The following is a 17,453-nucleotide window of genomic DNA, read 5'->3' as shown; positions in this document are numbered from 1 at the left end:
CCTTCCAAGGAGGCTTCTGTGATTGTACCCGCACGCAAGACCTACAAAGTCACTACCGAAAAAAGCATTCCTATGAAGACCCGCGACGGAGTCACCCTCTTCGCCGACGTGATCCGTCCGGAGAGTTCAGGACGTTTTCCGGTTCTGCTCAGCCGCACCCCTTACAACAAAAAAGGGTCCGATGACCCCAACGGTGCCAGCTATCTCTATGCTCGTTACGGTTATGTCACGGTCATGCAAGATTGTCGCGGCCGGTTCGAATCGGAAGGTGAGTACAACACGATTTTCCAGGAGATCGCCGACGGCTACGACGCGGTTGAGTGGGCCGCGCGGCTTCCCTGGTCGAACGGCCGCGTAGGCACGACCGGGCAATCCTATCTCGGACTGACGCAGTACATGATTGCCTGTAACGACCCCATGCCGCCTTCGCTACAGGCGATGGCGCCGGTCTCCGCGTCTTCGGACTATCACGCGAGCTGGATCTACCATACCGGCGGCGTTTCGTTGTGGGGGTGGATGCTTCCCTATGCGATCTTCAAGGGACTCCACACGCTGAGAAGGGTAAAGCGCAATGACCTCTTCGAGAAGGCCAAGGAGTACGTGGAGGGAGGAGAGTTTCCGCTCATTCGGCAAACTCGTTTCGGACAGAACGCTTTCACTCCCCTTACCGAACACTGGTATCGGCACCTTCCAATCAAGGATTGGGTGGAGCTCCTCAAGGAGACTGCGCCGTACCTTGCCGATCATATCGCGCACGCCGACGATGGAGAGTACTGGTATCGGGCCAACGTAAACCGCCATGCGGCGAGCATCAGGGTCCCGATGCTGCACGTTAGCTCGTGGTATGACATTTTCGGCGAAGGAGCCCCGAGTGCATTTTGCAGCATCAAGGCTAACAGTAGCTTCGAAAAGGCGCGCCGCGGCCAGCGCCTGATCATCGGGCCCTGGGGTCACCTGCTCCCTTATAATGTGCCGAGCTCGCGCGGTGCCGGAGATATCGATTTCGGGCCCGCGGCGCTGATCGATCTAAACGAAACTCTTCTGCGCTGGTTCGACTACTGGCTCAAGGATGTAGACAACGGAGTTATGGAGGAGCCGCCGGTCACCATCTTCACGCTGGGCGAAAATCGCTGGCAAAAGTTGTCCGACTGGCCGCCACCCAATATGCAACAGGTGCGTTATTTCCTGCACAGCCAGAAGGGCGCCAACACCCTCGCCGGTGACGGAGCACTTTCGACCGTGCCACCGGATGCCGAACCACCCGATACCTACGTTTACGATCCAGACAATCCGGTCCCATCGTTGGGCGGTAACAACCTGGCTATTGATATCGGCGTTCAGGACCAACGACCGGTTGAACAGCGAGCGGACGTTTTGCTCTATACTTCGGATCCGCTCGAACAGCCGGTCGAGATCACCGGACCGGTCAGCGTAGTCTTGTGGGCAGCCTCTTCGGCGGTCGACACCGACTTTACCGCGAAACTCATCGATGTTCACCCGGACGGCTACGCCCAGAACCTTCTCGATGGGATCATTCGTGCCCGATACCGGGAATCCGCCAGCGAGCCCAAGCTGATGGAGGCCGGAAAACCGTATCTGTTCACCATCGATCTGTGGGCAACAAGTAACGTCTTCCGGCGGGGGCACCGCATCCGGCTCGAGGTCAGCTCGAGCAACTTTCCACGCTTCGACCGCAACCTCAATAGCGGCGAGCCGTTCGGAGCGGGTACAAAGAGCACGCCCGCACGTCAAACGGTATTTCACCAGGATAGTATGCCCTCTTATCTTTTGCTTCCCTTGATTCCGAGATAGGCGCGAAATTGTGCCCGTGAATCTCAAAGGGATACAGACTGATAAGGGGCTTCGGGAGATAGCTCTATAGAAGGTCCATAGGGCCCAAGCCCGGAAACGTCACCAACAACCTGAGGAAGTCGGCCAGGTCGGTGCTTGCCGGCTTTGAAGGCGGCTGATTCAGCCCCTACGATGCCCAGCAACCTAAACTACCTCGTAAAACAGCGTCGCGCTGTTTAAGACCGGCGCCACATTCCACCGGGAGGATTTCAATGATCAAATCTGTGTTCCATGTGAATATCAATGTCACGAATTTCGAGCGATCTCTCGCGTTTTACAAAATGGTCGGGTTCAAACTGGTCACGGACCTGGGCGAGGGACTCAACCGAGGAAATGATAAAGGCCTGAACGTTCCCAACAGTCGCGCAAGAGCGGCGCTGCTCGCGCTAAGCGACGATCCCCGGGCTACGCGAATCGATCTGATCGAGTGGAAGCAGCCGCTCACCGAGACTCCGCCCTACCCCAATCTTTACCATGCGGGGATAGCTCGCATCGCCCTCTTTACCAAGAACATCGAAGCGGAGTACGCGCGCCTGAGCGCAGAGGGTGTTGAGATGGTTTCCGAACCGGTGACCATCCGATTCGCCGGCGGAGCGGGAGCAAAATTCTTCTGCTTCAAGGACCCGGACGGAACTTTTCTTGAGCTGATCGAGCCGTTTAACGGGTAAGGCAAGTCGCTTGCCCGATGAGCGCGGGGCACACCCGAGGCTTCGATCGACGGCCCTGCACCGCGTGGTGCCGTGTGCACGAGTGAAGCAGTCACCGTGAAAAAGCGAGGTGTTGATGTCGTCCACCGTTTGAGCATCGCCAAAGGACTGTGCCCGCGGGCGTTGCGAGTGAAACCACCATCCAAGAGATTGCTCAAGCCCTCTGCGCGCCTCAACGTCCCTTGAAGGGACCTGGCTCTCGCTTCTCCACGAAAGCGCGCGCCGCTTCGGTGAAATCCTGGCTCAGGTAGAGCTTCCAAGGTTGCATCTGCATCGCGATCTCACGGCCCAGCACCTCAAGCTGCCATCGTCGCGTGCGAACGGTGGCCCGAACACTGAGAGGCGGATTTTTGAGAATTTCGCGAGCCAGTTCCCTGGCGACCGAAACGTGTTGACCAGCGGCCGCCACGCGATTGATGATCCCAGCCGCTAGTGCTTCTTCGGCGCTGAAAAAGCGCCCGGTCAGCGCCACTTCGTTGGCGAGTGCGCCACCCCCGCGTAACTGCATCAGACCCCACTGCCTTGCCCCTCCCAGCCCGCGGGACACCTCGGTTATCTGAAAGCGTGTGCCTTCCTCGGCGACGATCAGGTCGCATTCCAGCACTAACCCCAATGCCAGGCCCAAAGCATAGCCATGAACCGCAGCTATCACGGGCTTCCAGTTGACCGCGTGGGTCAGCAGGTCACCCGCATTGGCGCCGGGGGCCTGCGGCCCACCGTAGCGTTCCAACTCTTCACGCTTGCGAAGTTGACGCTGATGCACGTCGGCACCGCTCGAGAATGCGCGACCCGCGCCGGTGATTAATGCAACGTGGGCTGCCTCATCCGCATCCACGCGGCGCAGCGCATCGCGGAGCCGTACCACCTGCTCATCATCGAATGCATTGAGTTTGTCTGGGCGGTTGAGCGTGAGGGTGGCGATGCGGTCCTCGCAGCTGTAGAGGATTCGGTCCGGTGCGGCCTCGGCCATGGTCTTCTAACCTCCGAAGAAAACTAAGTCCGTCGTCACGCTTTCAAACACATCGTACGCCCGACCAAGACCAAATCGAATCGATCGGCGTTGCGGGCACCGCGATCGCAGTACGATGGCGCTCCACACCGTCGCTGGCCAGTCTCATGCGGTGCCGCGAGGTCGAAGAATTGTCTTGCTGCAGGGACAGGACAAGCTCACTCTCGCAAGCCCCTCAGAATCACTAAGAGCTTCGAACTAGAGAAAACAGCGGTGGCCAGCCGAACGCGACGCGCGATCCAAAGGATGATCCACGTGAGCAAGAAGTCAGTCCGCGAATCATCAGCTCCTGCTGCGTGCTCCGGGCCACGATTGCACTGCACCCAGGCCCTCGAGCGCGAGTCCGTACCCGAGGTTTTCGAGCATCAGCTTCTTAAGCTGTTGAGTCAGTGCGACACGTGCGTAGCGCACCGCAAGCGACGGTCTCAATGTTATTTGGCGCGCGAGTTCCCAGGCCCGCGCCAACAACTGCTCCGGTGGCAAAACCTCGCTCACCACGCCCAAATCGAGCGCCTCCCGCGCCGAGAGTTTCTGACCAGTCAGAAGAAAATACCGCCCCCGATTGGGGCCGAGCACCAGAGGCCAAACTATATGGACGCCATCGCCAGGTACTATACCGTTTGGAAAATGTGGCGCGTCCTGAAACGCGGCATTCTCGGATGCCAACACGATGTCGCACAGGACCGCGATCTCCGCGTGGATCAGGGCTGGACCGTTGACCGCGGCGATCATCGGCACCTCGATGTTGAGATGATTCATGAGCAGGTACTTCGCGTCGCTGTAAATGTGGTCCCAGGTCGTGGAGCGGACCCCTGCCGGCTGGGGCGACCCGTCGCCTCGGATCGGAGCGCCGCGTCCAGCACCGGCGTCAATTTCCGAACAAAAGGCATTGCCGGTACCGGTTATGATCACACAGCGGTTATCACGGTCTCGAGCAATATCATTGAACGCGTAAGACAACTCCTCATGCGGGCCCATGCCCCACTTGAGTTCGGTGCCGTTAGTGTGCAGCGTCAGCTGGAGAATACCGTCGCGTCGCTCCATGTTAATATGGTGATACTTGTTGGCATAAGCGTCGAACGTAATTAGAGCCATGGCTTGGGTTCCCTCGCGGCTTGGGCGTTCTACCGCACTCTACTAACCCCACCATCAAAGCCCAAGCCAGCGCGACGCCATCGCTTGGCTCCCGGTCGGCTCGCTAACCGAGAGGTGATGGTTTTTCTGGGTGTACAATTCGAACAGACGAGCATGACGACCCTTAGCTGCCGAAACGACTTTCCCTCTGGCTCGTGCGGTAACTCCGTCGGCGCTTGTTCTCGCTGTCGTGGATCGCATGCCCCACTGAGAGTCTGGAGAGCCAGCGATGGACCATCTCACGTGGAATGATGCGATCTCGCGCATCCGCGCCCGGGTCGAGAATACGGCGCGGTCGGAACACCAGGGATTTCCACATTTCGCCGACCCGCAGACACGACGCTGGACATGGTCGTCGGATGGCGACTGGACGGGGGGTTACTTCAACGCGCTGCTGTGGCTTGGCGCTTATAGCGGACCGATCAGCGATCGCGAGCAATGGCTTGAGTGGGCGCGCAAGTTCACCGAAAGATTGCGTCCTCGGCTTGCTTCCGAGAGCTCATCGCGCGCCCTGCTCTTCTACTACGGCGCGGCGTTGGGCTCGGTCCTAAACGGTGACCTCGAAGCACGCGATCTTGCAGTGGAGGCCGCTCGCGCGCTGGCCGCAATGTATAACCCGCGCGCCAGGGTGCTTCCGCTTGGCCGGGCATTCGAGGAAGTCTCAAATGTGGGCGCGACCGAAGCTGAAATCGACATGGTGCAGGCGGTCGCGCTGCTGATGTGGGCGGGCCGGGAGAGTCGCGATGACGATCAATTCCGGACCATCGCGATAAATCATGCCAGGCGGCATGTCGAGTTTTGCCTCCGCCCCGACGGATCGATTTGCCAGTCCGCTTCCTTCAACCCCGCGACCGGCGCGGTACTGCGGCGGTATACGCACAAGGGAATAACTGACCGCAGTACGTGGGCCCGCGCACAAGCTTGGGGAATGCTGGGATGGGCGCTGAGTGCGCAATGGTGCGAAGATCCTTCCTTTCTGGAGCCCGCCTCCAAAGCAGCGGACTGGTGGCTGGCACATGTGCCGGCAGATCGAATCGCCTACTGGGACTTCGACGATCCTGCGATTCCCAACACCAATCGCGACACCTCGGCAACTGCGATCGCAGCGGCGAGCCTGCTCAAACTGTCCGCGCTTACGCGCGACGAGTTTCAGCGTCAAAGGTGGCGCTCTGCCGCTGAAGCGACCGTCCGCGCACTAATCGAGGGCCACCTTGGACCGGAGGGCGGCTTGTGGGATGGATGTTTTAACAAGCGCATCGGTGTCGCCACTCGACATGAATTGATTTGGGGTACGTACTACCTATTCGAAGCGCTACACGTGCTCGCCGGCCGACTCGACCCGGTGAGCATCTGAAGAGTTGAATCGGATGACAGTTCCTCCATCCGGATTTCAATCACAGGGCGCGAGATGCTTTACGCCGCAGGAGGTCGTCTAATCGTCGCCATCCTCTCGTTTCGGTCCGAGATTTGCCCGGAATGATACTAAAGCTCGGCGTGCGATTCCGAGCCGGCTGACTGAATTCGCCCCTTCAGTTCAATCCATAGCACCGGGCCGCATTCTCGCCCATTATCCGGCGCTGAGAATCCTCGGGCAGTGCAGCGCAATGCGCACGCAGTTCATCGACCGCCCCCGGAAATTCGCAGTCGTAGTGTGGATAGTCGGACGCCCACATCAAGTGCTCGTCGATGCCGAGCACTGCCGCAGTCCTTAGCGCTATGTCGTCTGGTTCGCACGAACAAAAGCATTGACGGCGGAAATACTCACTCGGCTTGATTCGCGCTTTGGGCACCATGTGGCCGATCTTTCCGTAGAATTCGTCCAGCCGCGCAAGCCACCATGGGACCCATCCGCCGCCCGCCTCCAGGAAAGCAAACCGTAGTCGAGGATATTTCTCGAGCACCCCGCCGCAGATGATGTCCATGCAGGCCATCTGTTGCTCAAGCGGGTGGGAGATAATCATACGCTGAAAGAAATCGTGATACCGATCGAATCCTGCCGTCGGCATGTCTCCGCTGACCGCCGCATGCAACGCGATCGTACAATCCAGAGCCTGGGCCTCGGCCCAGAACGGATCGTTGGCAGGATCGCTCAGCAGCCTTCGGTTGTAGGGGTTTGAACGTACCAGGATCGCCTTGACCCCGTGCTGGACTACAACCCGGCGCATCTCCGCGGTGGCGCTACCTATGTCGTGGAGTGGTACCAGGGCAACGCTGCGGAGGCGGTTGGGTGCGGGCGCGCAGAAATCCTTCATCCAATTGTTGTAGGCGCGGCATGCGGCGGTCGCGAGTTCCGGATCGGTGATCGCGACGAACCCTAAGCCAATCGAGGGGAATAACACCGAAACGTCGATGCCTTCCGAATCCATGTCCTTAAGACGGTGGTGAGGATCGAAGCTTCCGGGCCGCAGGTCGTCCCACGAAAGCTTTCGCATCGATTCCGGGCTAGCCAGCCCGCCCGGGATGCACATGGCCGCAGGTGCATAGATACTACTTCGGGCTACCTTGTCACCTACCGCAATTCGCTCGACGCCGTCCGCATCCTTGGTGATTCTCGGCATCCGGTCGAGAAATTTGGCTTCGATGTAGTCCGGCCAGAAAGAACGCGGCTCGACGATATGCCCATCAGCATCGATTATTCCGGTCATGGTCAACACTCCATCGCGCAACTCACCGAATACTAGTATTCCGTCTGCCGAAAACCCAATCCGACTGACCGGTGACTCTCCGACCATGTTTCCGCGGTTACTCAGTACGCTTTAATCTGGATGAGGTGCCGGTGGCTAGGTTCCTACGCCTAAGGTGCAATAAGGTTCACGTAGCGACGCCGAGGCTCGTTGCAAGGACCGAGATGGCGCTGCGGAACTCCGGCACCTGGTAAACTTAGGGCTGGTGGCAAACCCTCGCCAACCGTTGCTGGCGCATAATCGGACCGGTCCGTCCCGCCGAGCGGGAAATCGCTCGCTTGCCAGCGTGCCCCAGAAAAGACAAAAATCAGCGCACATCCGGACGGACTCCCCACCCATGGGGGCAAAAGCGTGGAGATCGGCGAACAACGTGAAGACGGAATCCTGGTGTTGCGACCGGTCGGGCGCATCAACAACGACAGCAGTCCCGATTTTCAGACACGGCTGCTTGCCTGGGTTGATTCAAACGACGCAGTCGTGATCGATCTTGGATCCGTAGAGTACATTTCCAGCGCGGGGCTGCGTGCACTGATGATGGCCTCAAGACGAGCGAAAGCACGGGGCGGACGCATCGCGGTGGCCGCGCTTTCGCCCCTGGTCAATGAAGTCTTCACGATCAGCCGGTTCGACCAGGTGGTGCAGGTCTTCGACACCGCAGCCGACGCCCGCGCCGCGATGCACTCCGCGCGCACCTGAGCGGGGCCAAAGACGATGCTGGTGCGTTTCTGGGGGACTCGGGGTTCGCTGCCCGCGCCGCTCAATTATCTGGCCGTGCGCTCGAAAATCCGTGACGCGCTGGTGGCGGCACGCGGCGAGAACCTCAGTAGCGACCAGGCGATCGAGGCGTTTATCGACCGGCTCCCCTTTCCGACCCGCGGAACTTACGGCGGGAATTCAAGTTGTGTCGAACTTGTGACCGGCGGCGATGAGTACCTCTTGTGCGATCTTGGCTCTGGCGTTCGCGAGTTCGGAAATCGGGTCCTCGGCAAATACGGCCCCGGCCAGCCGCGGCGCTACCACGTGTTCCTGTCTCATTTGCACTGGGATCACATCATGGGCTTCCCCTTTTTTACCCCCGCCTACATTCCCGGCAACGTGATCCGCATCTACGGCAGCCATAAGGTCATGCGTGAGGCACTCGAGCGCCAACAATCGAACCCGACCTTTCCAGTAGATTTTCGAACCCTTGGTGCGACGATTGAATTTGTCGAGCTCGAACCCGGCCGCAGCTACGACATCGTTGGCGGCGTCTCGGTTCGGTCGTTTGTGCAAAATCATGCGGGAAATTCCTACGGCTACCGCTTCTCGCACCAAAACAAGATCGTCGTGTATTCCACCGATTCCGAACACAAGTACGAAACTCTCGACAAGACTTATCCGTTCGTCGAGCACTTCCGCGATGCAGACCTACTCATCTTCGATGCGATGTATTCCCTCGCCGAGCAGATCTCGGTGAAGGAAGACTGGGGTCATTCCAGCAACATCGTCGGTGTCGAATTGGCGCAGTTAGCCGGTGCCAAACACCTGGTGATGTTCCATCATGAACCCATCCATGATGACCACATGCTGGAAAGAATCCTCGCGGAAACGCGACGCTACGCAGAAATCAACGACCCGGGGCGCAAGCTGACGATAACCTCCGCCTACGACGGACTCGAAATCCCCGTTTGAGGACTACCCATTCGAATCTCACCCTTCCTCGACCGTTTGCAGAGTGCATTGGCTAGGCCGGGGTGCGTCGCGGCGCTTGTCTCGCTGCTGCTCTTGGTGATGCTGCGCCTATTGAATCCCTCGCTGGTGGTTGCACTCTCACTACGCAGCTTTGATCTGGAACAGCGGATCGCCCCCCGCTCCTATCAGCCCATGGGAGTGCGCATCGTCGCCATCGACGACCGCAGTCTGGCAAGGTATGGGCAATGGCCGTGGCCGCGAACCCTGATGGCCCGTCTGGTAAGCCAAATCGCGATGCAAGATCCGCGAGTCCTGGGCGTGGATATCATTTTTTCAGAACCCGACCGCTATTCGCCGAAAAACCTTGCCCGCCTCCTGCCGGATCTACCGCCCCCGATCGCGAAGCAACTCGATGGTCTGCCGGATAACGAAGTACTCCTCGCGCAGGCCTTCGAAAAGGTGCCGACCGTGCTGGGAGTAGCGGTTACCGACGATCCCGCCTTGGCCCCGACCTTACCCGTGCGGATCACAATCGTTCGCCAAGCGGGCGGGAGTCCCAAACCCTTCCTTCCCGAGTACCCATATTTGCTTAGCAGTGTGCCCGAACTGAGAAGGGCGGAGCGCGGCGCGGGTTCGCTCGTCGATAACCCGGGTGCCGACGGAATAACCCGGTCGGTTCCGATGTTTATCGTCGTCCAGGGCGACCTCATTCCCACCTTCGCACTCGAGATGCTTCGCGTCGCAGTATCGCTGGGCTCGGTTGGGATCATAACCAGCCGCCACGGCATCGAGGCGGCCACCCTCGGTGACGTGTTGTTCCGGACCGATGTCCGTGGCCGCGCGTATCCGTATTTTTCCAAATCCTATGACTATCGTTACATCTCCGCTGCCGATCTGCTCGATGGCACGCTTGCGGCCACGGAGCTGCGTGGAAACTTCGCGCTCCTGGGCATTACCAGCCAGAACGGGGCCGATTTTCGCCAAACTCCGCTTGGACTAATGGCCGGGGTCGAGATACACGCTCAGCTTCTTGAATCGATGCTGACCCACAGCCTCCTGCTCCGTCCACATTTCTGGGATCAGATGGAGGTCGCGCTGATCATCGTGACCGGTCTGCTGACGATCTTCGCCCTGCCCTATTCGCGCCCTTCGTTGGCCGCCATAGGCTTCGTTGCGATGGCAGCCACGGTTTTGGCCGCCACCTTTGTAAGCTTTGTATGGTTCCAGGTACTGGTCGCCGGGGTCTATGCGATCGTTTCCTCAACGATCATTTTCGGTGTGATGCTGGTTTGGAGCCTCATTTCCACCGAAGCCGGGCGCCACCGGCTAGCAGTTGAACTCGAGCATCGGCGCCAGATCGAAGCTCGCATCGATGGCGAACTAAGCGCCGCCCGCTCGCTTCAGATGGGCCTGCTCCCGCACAAGTTCCTCGGACCGCCCCAGCGCAACGACGTGGATATGTTTGCGACCATTGAACCGGCAAGGATGGTTGGCGGCGACTTCTACGATTTCCTGCTGCTCGACTCAAGACGGCTCTCCTTCGCGATCGCTGACGTCTCGGGCAAGGGGGTTCCCGCCGCACTCTTTATGGCAATGACCAAAGAGATCCTGCGCAGCGCGATCTCGAAACACGGAGACGCGCTCGATCTGGCCTTCGCGGAAGCAAGTACGAAGATTACTGCCGCCAGTGCCGAGATGGCCGACGAGGGGGCGGACATGATGTTCGTAACCGCTTTTGCTGGAATCCTGGACCTCTCTTCCGGACAGCTCGCGTACGTCAACGCGGGCCACGATCCACCGTTCGTGTTGCGGCTTGACGCAGAGCCCAGGGAGCTGTCGGGACGAGGCGGACCGCCGTTGGGAGCGGTCGATCCCCTCGTTTGCCCGGTCGAGCGACTTCGCCTCCAAGCCGGCGATTTGCTGTTACTCTATACCGATGGCGCCACTGAGTCGGAAAATAAAGACCACGTCTTCTACGGGATCACCCGCTTGAAGGCATTGCTCGCGTCTTCCCGCGAGGCGACCGCCCGAGCCCTGGTCGAGTTGGTGCGAGCTGACATTCGCCGATTCGCTACCGGCGCAGACCAAGCCGACGACATAACGCTGGTCGCGTTATCCTGGCACGGCAACAGCCTTAACGGACGGTAATCTCCACTCTGCGATTGCGCAGTTCAGAAACCTGGGGGCCGGTCGGCACTGCCGGATCGAGTTCTCCTCGTCCTGCAATTGTAATCGAATCCGGCTTGAGACCATCGCGTACCAGCTCGTCGCGCAGACTGGCGGCACGCTTGAGGGAAAGCTGCTGATTGTAGGGCTGTTGGCCAAGCGTATCAGTGTATCCGATGACCTCGACCTGGTAGACGGGGCGGTGTTTGATGTCCTCGAAAACGTTCTTGTACTGCCGCTGAGACTCGCCCGTCAGCACGTCGCTGTCTTTCAGAAAATAAAGCCGGAAATGCGCGGGCAGAATCGGTTGGGCGGCAAGGGCAGTGCCAAAGAGCTGCTGCACCTGAGCGGAGTCGCTGGTTGTTGGCTTAAGCTTGTCACCTTTGACCTCCTCGGCGGCGTAAGGATGATCCAGCACGACCGAGTTCTGTCCCTCGCTGACGGTGATCGCACCGGAGGTTCCATCCGGGTTGGGTAATACCACGAACAGTTCATGCTGCTTCTCAGCACAACCGCCGCCCAGCGCTCCAAGTACCAGCAGGAGAGTCACCCAGCGCAGCTTGATCATTGATCACTCGTCGCTTCCGCGACGAACCGGGTGCCCCGCACCCCGAGAGTGGCAGCCGGAGTTCTCACCTTCATCGCTCCGGGAGAGCTGCGCGCAATATCGCCCGAGACCACCGAGAGCGTGCCTTTGCGTAGCTCGGTCAGCATGGAACCGTTGAAATTGCTCGAATCGAACGTGAATTGCTCCAACGAGATCTCGCTATTGGGACCGGCCGACATAACGGTGTTGTCAATGAAGGTGATGCCAATCGAGCCGTCGGCCCCCGTCACGATGGTGTCTTTTTCGAAGAGAAGATCACCCGCTTTTGGGGAGGTTTGGCCACTGTCGCGCTCTACCTTGACCTGCCCCGAGACCGTTTTGATCTGCGCTATCTGGTTCTGCGAGGCTGCGGGTGTCGCTGTTGCAATCGCCATCGTACCGATCATGCACAGAACGATTGCCAACCTTGGCCAAAAGACCTTGAACTGGGTAAGCATCTTGGTTGGCGAGAGTAACCTCTCGGCGAGTCGGAAACCAGCGACAAGGGGTTCTGGAACGATAGAAATTCTGGAACGATATAGAAAGGAGCGATGTCCTCTCACTTGACCGTTCAGGCCGAGCCCGTGGCTATGCAACAGGTAGAGGCGTTTGTGGCCGACTTCGCCGAACACCACGGGATCGGCACCGGTGACCGAAACCGGGTGACGATCCTGCTCGAGGAGCTGGTGACGAACCTCTGTGAGTACGGGTTGGTCGAAGGGTCGGGCGGGTGCACCGCTGAAATTGCGTTGTCGCTCGAGCAGGATCGATTGAGGATCGAATTTTCCGACAATGGCAAACCTTTCGATCCGCTGGCCCAACCACTCCAGGACCTGGATGTGCCAGCGGAGTCACGGGTGCTGGGGAAATTAGGCCTTCGCTTACTGCGCGCGTTTGTGGATGAGGCGAGCTACCGCCGCAGTGGAAATCGTAACGTTCTCCAGATGGTCCGCCGGATCGCCATCACTGCCCCTGCGGAATAGGCGTGCATGTTCTCGTAATTGAAGGGAGTCTCGACGGTTCGCAAGAAGAGCTCGTTGACCCCCGGCATCTCCGGACGGTCTTTCAAATTGAGCGCAATTTCGCGATCCAGGCGTCGGTCCCTGCCGCCTGCGTCTTGAATTTGATTTGTGCTCTACTGTAAGAGTTGGCGATTATGAAGGGCGAGGATCTGACGAAGACCTCCAAACCAGACGCATGGGATAAGAACAATGGATGATGAGACGTTTATCGCTAATTTGAAGCTGGAGTTTGATGCGGATGAGCTGCGCGCAAAATATCGGCAGGAGCGCGACAAGCGGGTTCGCGGCGATGGCAACGCCCAATATGTCGAAGTCACCGGTAAGTTCGCTCACTACTTAGGCGATCCTTATGTCAAGCCGGGGTTCACTCGTGCCCCGCTTACCGACTCGGTGAGCGTGGTAATCATCGGCGGAGGTTTCGGCGGATTGTTGGGCGGCGCACGTTTCCATGAGGCCGGCATCAAGGACGTGCGCATCATCGAGTCGGGCGGAGACTTCGGTGGCACCTGGTACTGGAATCGTTATCCCGGCGCCCAGTGCGACATCGAAAGCTACTGCTACCTGCCCCTAGTCGAGGAGCTCGGCTACATGCCGAAGGAAAAATACTCCTTCGCTCCCGAGATCTACGAGCACTCGCAGCGGATCGCAAAGCACTACAATCTTTACGAGAATGCGTGCTTCCAAACCTGCGTAACGGAACTGCGCTGGGACGAAAACGACGCACGTTGGATCGTCACGACCGATCGCGGAGACGCCATGCGCGCGCGTTTTGTGGTCATGGCCACCGGTCCCCTCAACCGACCCAAATTGCCGGCGATCCCCGGCATCGCCGACTTCGAGGGCCACACCTTCCACACCAGCCGCTGGGACTACGAGTATACCGGCGGCGACCATTCGGGCGGTCTGACCAAGCTCGCCGACAAGCGGGTCGCGGTCATCGGCACGGGCGCTACCGCGATCCAGTGCGTACCGTTTGTCGGCGAATACGCCAAGCTGCTCTATGTCTTTCAACGCACCCCCTCGTCGGTGGATGTGCGAGGCAACAAACCCACCGATCCGGAATGGGCCAAGAGTTTGAGGCCGGGCTGGCAGCGGGAACGGCGCGAGAACTTCAATAACATGGTGATCGGTGTTCCGGTCGAAGAGGACATGGTCAACGACGGCTGGACGGACATCTTCCGCAACCTCGGCATCGCAGCGAAAAAGACCCATCGGGCAGCCGAATTCTCGAAGCGCCAGGCTGCGATGCTCATGGAAATGGCCGACTTTCAGAAGATGAACGGCGTCCGGGCACGAGTCGATCAAACGGTGACCGATTCCGCCACCGCCGAGGCCTTAAAACCCTGGTACCGGCAGTTCTGCAAACGGCCGACGTTCAACGACGGCTACCTGCCGACCTTCAACCGCCCAAACGTGAAGCTGATCGACACCAGCGGCAACCAGGGTGTCGAGCGGATCACCAAGACGGGCGTCGTTGCAAACGGCGTCGAGTACCCGGTCGATTGCATCATCTTCGCGACGGGTTTCGAGGTCGGCACGGCGTGGACTCGACGCGCGGGCTACGAGGTGATCGGCATGGGCGGCGTTACCTTGACCGACTATTGGGCCGACGGGATGAAGACCTACCACGGTTTCTCGAGCCATGGTTTTCCCAACTGCTTCATCCTGGGACCGTCGCAGAACGGCGTCTCGGTCAACCTGACCTCGGTGCTGGACGATCAGGCTCAGCACATCCGCTACATCATCAAACAGGTGATGGACCGCGGCTTTCGCTACTCGCATCCGACCAAGAAAGCGGAGACCGAATGGGTCGCGGAAATCAAGCGCCTAGCCGTCGTTGCAGCGCGCTTCCTCGCAAACTGCACACCGGGTTACTACAACAACGAAGGCCACTTCGAGCCAGGCTCTGATGGCTTTGGCGCCAATGCTTACGCACCAGGTATCAACGCCTTCAACGCGCTAATGGCCAAATGGCGTGAGAAGGACGACCTCGAGGGTCTCGAATTGGGCTAGGACATTGGGCTGGGCGAAATCTCCGGCGCCGACGTCCCTAAAACAACGCGCCGCCTCCTTACGAGGCGGCGCGTCTTGTTTTTAGATCTTTGGTCGCGCTCAGATTCTAATCAGGCGTGACCGTGGCGAAGGAGCTTACCCGGGGTCGCACCCGTGCACTTGCCCTCGTTAAAGGTCTCAATCCCGTTCACTATGATTGAGCGATAGCCGTGCGGGCGCTGCACTCGTCGCCATTCACCGCCCGGGAGGTCGTGGACAATCTCGCCGACCCAGTCCGGCTCAATGCCCAGACGGTTGAGGTCGTACACTACGACGTCGGCGGCGGCACCTTCGCGCAGCACGCCGCGATCACGGAAGCCCGCCGCGTGCGCGGGCAACGCCGACATCCGGTAGTGAGCCTCTTCCAGCGTGATCTTCTGCTCATCGCGTACCAGCCAGCGGAGAAAGTCCGTCGTGAACGCACCGCCGGTGAAGAATTTGGTATGCGCGCCGCCGTCGGAGACCCCGGGGAAGGTGAATTGCGAGTTGTTGATGATCTCAGCCATGTACTCCGGATTGAAGCCACGATTAGGGCCGAGGAACTCCGCCTTGAGACCGCTCGCCACCGCAATATCCAGCATCGCTTCGATCGGATGCTTACTCTCTTCCATGCCGATCTGGCCGAGCGATTTGCCCACGTATTTCTCCAGTGACTCGATATTCTCGACCCACTGCACGATCAAATGTCTCGGATTGCCGCCGACCCCCGCCTGAATCGCTTTGAAGTTGTTGTCGCAGTTGTCGTTGGCGTGGATGACCGCCGTGCGCAGCGCAGGGTCCTTCATCTTGGCGAGCTTCTCTTCCTTGGTGCCAGTGGTCAACACGCGCCACTCGGGAAGCGTGTCGTAGAGGTTCCAGTTCTCAAGCGTGAAAGCGAAGCCACTGCGGACGGTCCCAGCCTGACCAAAGATCTGACGCCCCTTCGCTCGATTGCGCTCGACGAAACGCATACTGCGGCGATGAATCTCAGGATTGTTGCGGGTGGGAATGATTGCCTGCCACAGAATGGGGCGCTGCGATTCATCGGCCAGCTTTTCGACGAATCCCAGGTCGACACGTGCATCGCCCGTGCCCTGGGTAATTTCCATGAAACCTTCGTCGCGCCTGCGGAGCACCCGCGCGAGGTTCAGGATGTCCTCGTCGCACATGGTATCCGTAACCATCGGCGACCCGTCAAAGTCCGCTTGCACGGAGTTCGGTCCCAGGCGCTGGATCGAAAACCCACAAAGGCCTGCGTCCATACCCTCATCGAGTATCCGCGCCATCTCCGCCCGTTCGGATTCGGTCGCGGGACGCGTCTTGGCCGCCTCGAGGCCCATCACATAGGTCATCAGCGAGGCGGTCGGCATGTACTGGATACAGTTGACCCCTTTCGGCGAGCGATCGAGTGAATCCAGATACTGCGGTATCGTCTCCCAATCCCAGTTGATCCCGGCCTTCATTGAGGCATAGGGGATCGCTTCGGTGCGCGTCATCGTGAGCATCGAGCGGTCGCGAAATTCTGGTTTGCAGGGGGCAAAGCCGAATCCGCAGTTGCCGAGTACCAGCGAGGTGACCCCGTGCCATCCCGAGATGGTGCAATAGGGGTCCCAACGGATCTGCGCATCATAGTGCGTGTGCAGATCGACGAAGCCGGGGGCCACGATAAGCCCGTCGGCATCGATCACCTTTTTGGCGAAGCCGGGAGCACGCCCGCCTATCTGGGCAACCTTACCGTCCTTGATCCAGACGTCCCCGCGGTAACGCGGAACCCGGGTACCATCGACGATCGTGCCGCTTTTAATTTGAATGTCGTAGTCAGCCATCCGGTGTTCCCTCCTCAGATTGGTAAGGACGATGGCGTCCTAATTGTGTGAAGTTTGCTAGACCTCAGTAATAACAAAAAACGGCCTGCTTGCGCCAGTACAGCGGACGGTCTTTCCGTGCCCTGCGAAAGGCATACTCGCCCTAAGATGCGCGAATACGACCGAAAGCAGATCCCACCACTCGGACCGGTGGAATCCGACCTCGGAATACGGGGCCAAGGTAGAGCTAGACCCTCTGATTGGCGGTCGTGCGGTAGCGTCTCTGGTGGGTTAGGAACTCAGTATGAGATACGCAGATGCGACGGAGATACGCACTGCGCGGCTGACCCTGTCACACCGTCGTGCTGCACCTGCTTTTCGCATCGCCAGCCCTCTGGGCATTCGAGGTCGTTGCTGCAGGATTCAGCATTACTCCCACGCGAAGCCCGCATTACCGGGTTTGCACCTGGCCACTCGCAGGTCGCGGAACCGTTGGGCCATTGCATGCATATATGATGGGGATCGCAGTCGAAATCGCCCGCGCAGATCTTGCCCTCACAGGCGAAAGTCACATCTGAAATGGAGAGTGCCGCGGCCAGAGCGGTGAATGCTGCGATTGCGGTGATGACTCGCAAAATGGGTCTCTCCTCAGCCCGAGCCAAAGCCCCGCGGGAAATTCGATGCTGCCACAAATGCGCGTCTAGTCTCAATACGATAAAAGGCCCACCGCCCAACCTTGGCCATAAGGAGCCCCTGGAGGTTGAGGTTGGAGCGCCGGTCACGGATG

Annotated in this window: 14 protein-coding genes; 8 read left to right on the top strand and 6 right to left on the bottom strand. The window is 59.3% G+C overall.

Features of this window, described 5'->3' with window-relative positions; translation table 11 throughout:
• Positions 1–18 precede the first annotated feature (18 nt).
• Both VGI36_19925 and VGI36_19920 read left to right on the top strand, forming a co-directional pair.
• Positions 19–1,812, top strand: coding sequence for a CocE/NonD family hydrolase (locus VGI36_19925; GenBank protein HEY2487419.1), 1,794 nt, complete (start codon positions 19–21; stop codon positions 1,810–1,812).
• Positions 1,813–2,063: 251 nt separating this feature from the next.
• Positions 2,064–2,519 carry a VOC family protein gene (locus VGI36_19920; GenBank protein ID HEY2487418.1) on the top strand — a complete coding sequence of 152 codons (456 nt, stop codon included), beginning with the start codon at positions 2,064–2,066 and terminating at the stop codon, positions 2,517–2,519.
• 211 nt (positions 2,520–2,730) lie between these two features.
• Here VGI36_19920 and VGI36_19915 read toward each other — a convergent pair whose 3' ends face one another.
• Entirely contained in the window at positions 2,731–3,528 is a 798-nt protein-coding gene (locus VGI36_19915; GenBank protein HEY2487417.1) for an enoyl-CoA hydratase-related protein, read from the bottom strand.
• A 321-nt stretch (positions 3,529–3,849) separates the two neighbouring features.
• Positions 3,850–4,662 carry an enoyl-CoA hydratase/isomerase family protein gene (locus VGI36_19910; GenBank protein HEY2487416.1) on the bottom strand — a complete coding sequence of 271 codons (813 nt, stop codon included), beginning with the start codon at positions 4,660–4,662 and terminating at the stop codon, positions 3,850–3,852.
• A gap of 268 nt (positions 4,663–4,930) precedes the next feature.
• Between VGI36_19910 and VGI36_19905 the strand changes: the two genes are divergently transcribed.
• Positions 4,931–6,055, top strand: a complete 1,125-nt coding sequence (locus VGI36_19905) for a hypothetical protein (protein HEY2487415.1) — start codon at positions 4,931–4,933, stop codon at positions 6,053–6,055.
• 175 nt (positions 6,056–6,230) lie between these two features.
• Here the strand turns inward: VGI36_19905 and VGI36_19900 are convergent, their stop codons facing one another.
• Positions 6,231–7,346, bottom strand: coding sequence for an amidohydrolase family protein (locus VGI36_19900; protein ID HEY2487414.1), 1,116 nt, complete (start codon positions 7,344–7,346; stop codon positions 6,231–6,233).
• A gap of 390 nt (positions 7,347–7,736) precedes the next feature.
• Between VGI36_19900 and VGI36_19895 the strand changes: the two genes are divergently transcribed.
• Genes VGI36_19895 through VGI36_19885 form a run of 3 tightly spaced genes read left to right on the top strand, consistent with a single transcriptional unit; the run spans position 7,737 to position 11,204 of the window.
• Positions 7,737–8,081 (top strand): STAS domain-containing protein, encoded by a 345-nt coding sequence (locus VGI36_19895; GenBank protein ID HEY2487413.1) that lies wholly within the window; start codon positions 7,737–7,739, stop codon positions 8,079–8,081.
• A 15-nt stretch (positions 8,082–8,096) separates the two neighbouring features.
• Positions 8,097–9,056, top strand: coding sequence for an MBL fold metallo-hydrolase (locus VGI36_19890; GenBank protein HEY2487412.1), 960 nt, complete (start codon positions 8,097–8,099; stop codon positions 9,054–9,056).
• Between the two features lie 48 nt (positions 9,057–9,104).
• Complete coding sequence (locus VGI36_19885; protein HEY2487411.1) at positions 9,105–11,204, top strand: CHASE2 domain-containing protein; 2,100 nt, start codon at positions 9,105–9,107, stop codon at positions 11,202–11,204.
• Here VGI36_19885 and VGI36_19880 read toward each other — a convergent pair.
• Both VGI36_19880 and VGI36_19875 read right to left on the bottom strand, forming a co-directional pair.
• A complete protein-coding gene (locus tag VGI36_19880; GenBank protein ID HEY2487410.1) occupies positions 11,191–11,790 on the bottom strand; it encodes an OmpA family protein in 600 nt (199 codons plus the stop codon). The genes VGI36_19885 and VGI36_19880 overlap by 14 nt on opposite strands.
• Positions 11,787–12,203, bottom strand: a complete 417-nt coding sequence (locus VGI36_19875) for a FecR domain-containing protein (GenBank protein HEY2487409.1) — start codon at positions 12,201–12,203, stop codon at positions 11,787–11,789. Before VGI36_19875 ends, VGI36_19880 begins: the two co-directional genes overlap by 4 nt.
• A 156-nt stretch (positions 12,204–12,359) precedes the next feature.
• Here VGI36_19875 and VGI36_19870 point away from each other — a divergent pair, with 156 nt between their 5' ends.
• Positions 12,360–12,791, top strand: a complete 432-nt coding sequence (locus tag VGI36_19870) for an ATP-binding protein (protein ID HEY2487408.1) — start codon at positions 12,360–12,362, stop codon at positions 12,789–12,791.
• A 228-nt stretch (positions 12,792–13,019) separates the two neighbouring features.
• Positions 13,020–14,843 carry an NAD(P)/FAD-dependent oxidoreductase gene (locus VGI36_19865; GenBank protein HEY2487407.1) on the top strand — a complete coding sequence of 608 codons (1,824 nt, stop codon included), beginning with the start codon at positions 13,020–13,022 and terminating at the stop codon, positions 14,841–14,843.
• A gap of 110 nt (positions 14,844–14,953) precedes the next feature.
• Here the strand turns inward: VGI36_19865 and VGI36_19860 are convergent, their stop codons facing one another.
• Positions 14,954–16,687, bottom strand: a complete 1,734-nt coding sequence (locus VGI36_19860; protein ID HEY2487406.1) for an amidohydrolase family protein — start codon at positions 16,685–16,687, stop codon at positions 14,954–14,956.
• Positions 16,688–17,453: the final 766 nt, after the last annotated feature.

This window comes from Candidatus Binataceae bacterium (genome assembly GCA_036495685.1).
Classification (GTDB): Bacteria; Desulfobacterota; Binatia; order Binatales; family Binataceae; genus JAFAHS01.
Note: the sequence above shows the minus strand (reverse complement) of the source record. Positions and strands in the feature narration are given on the sequence as shown.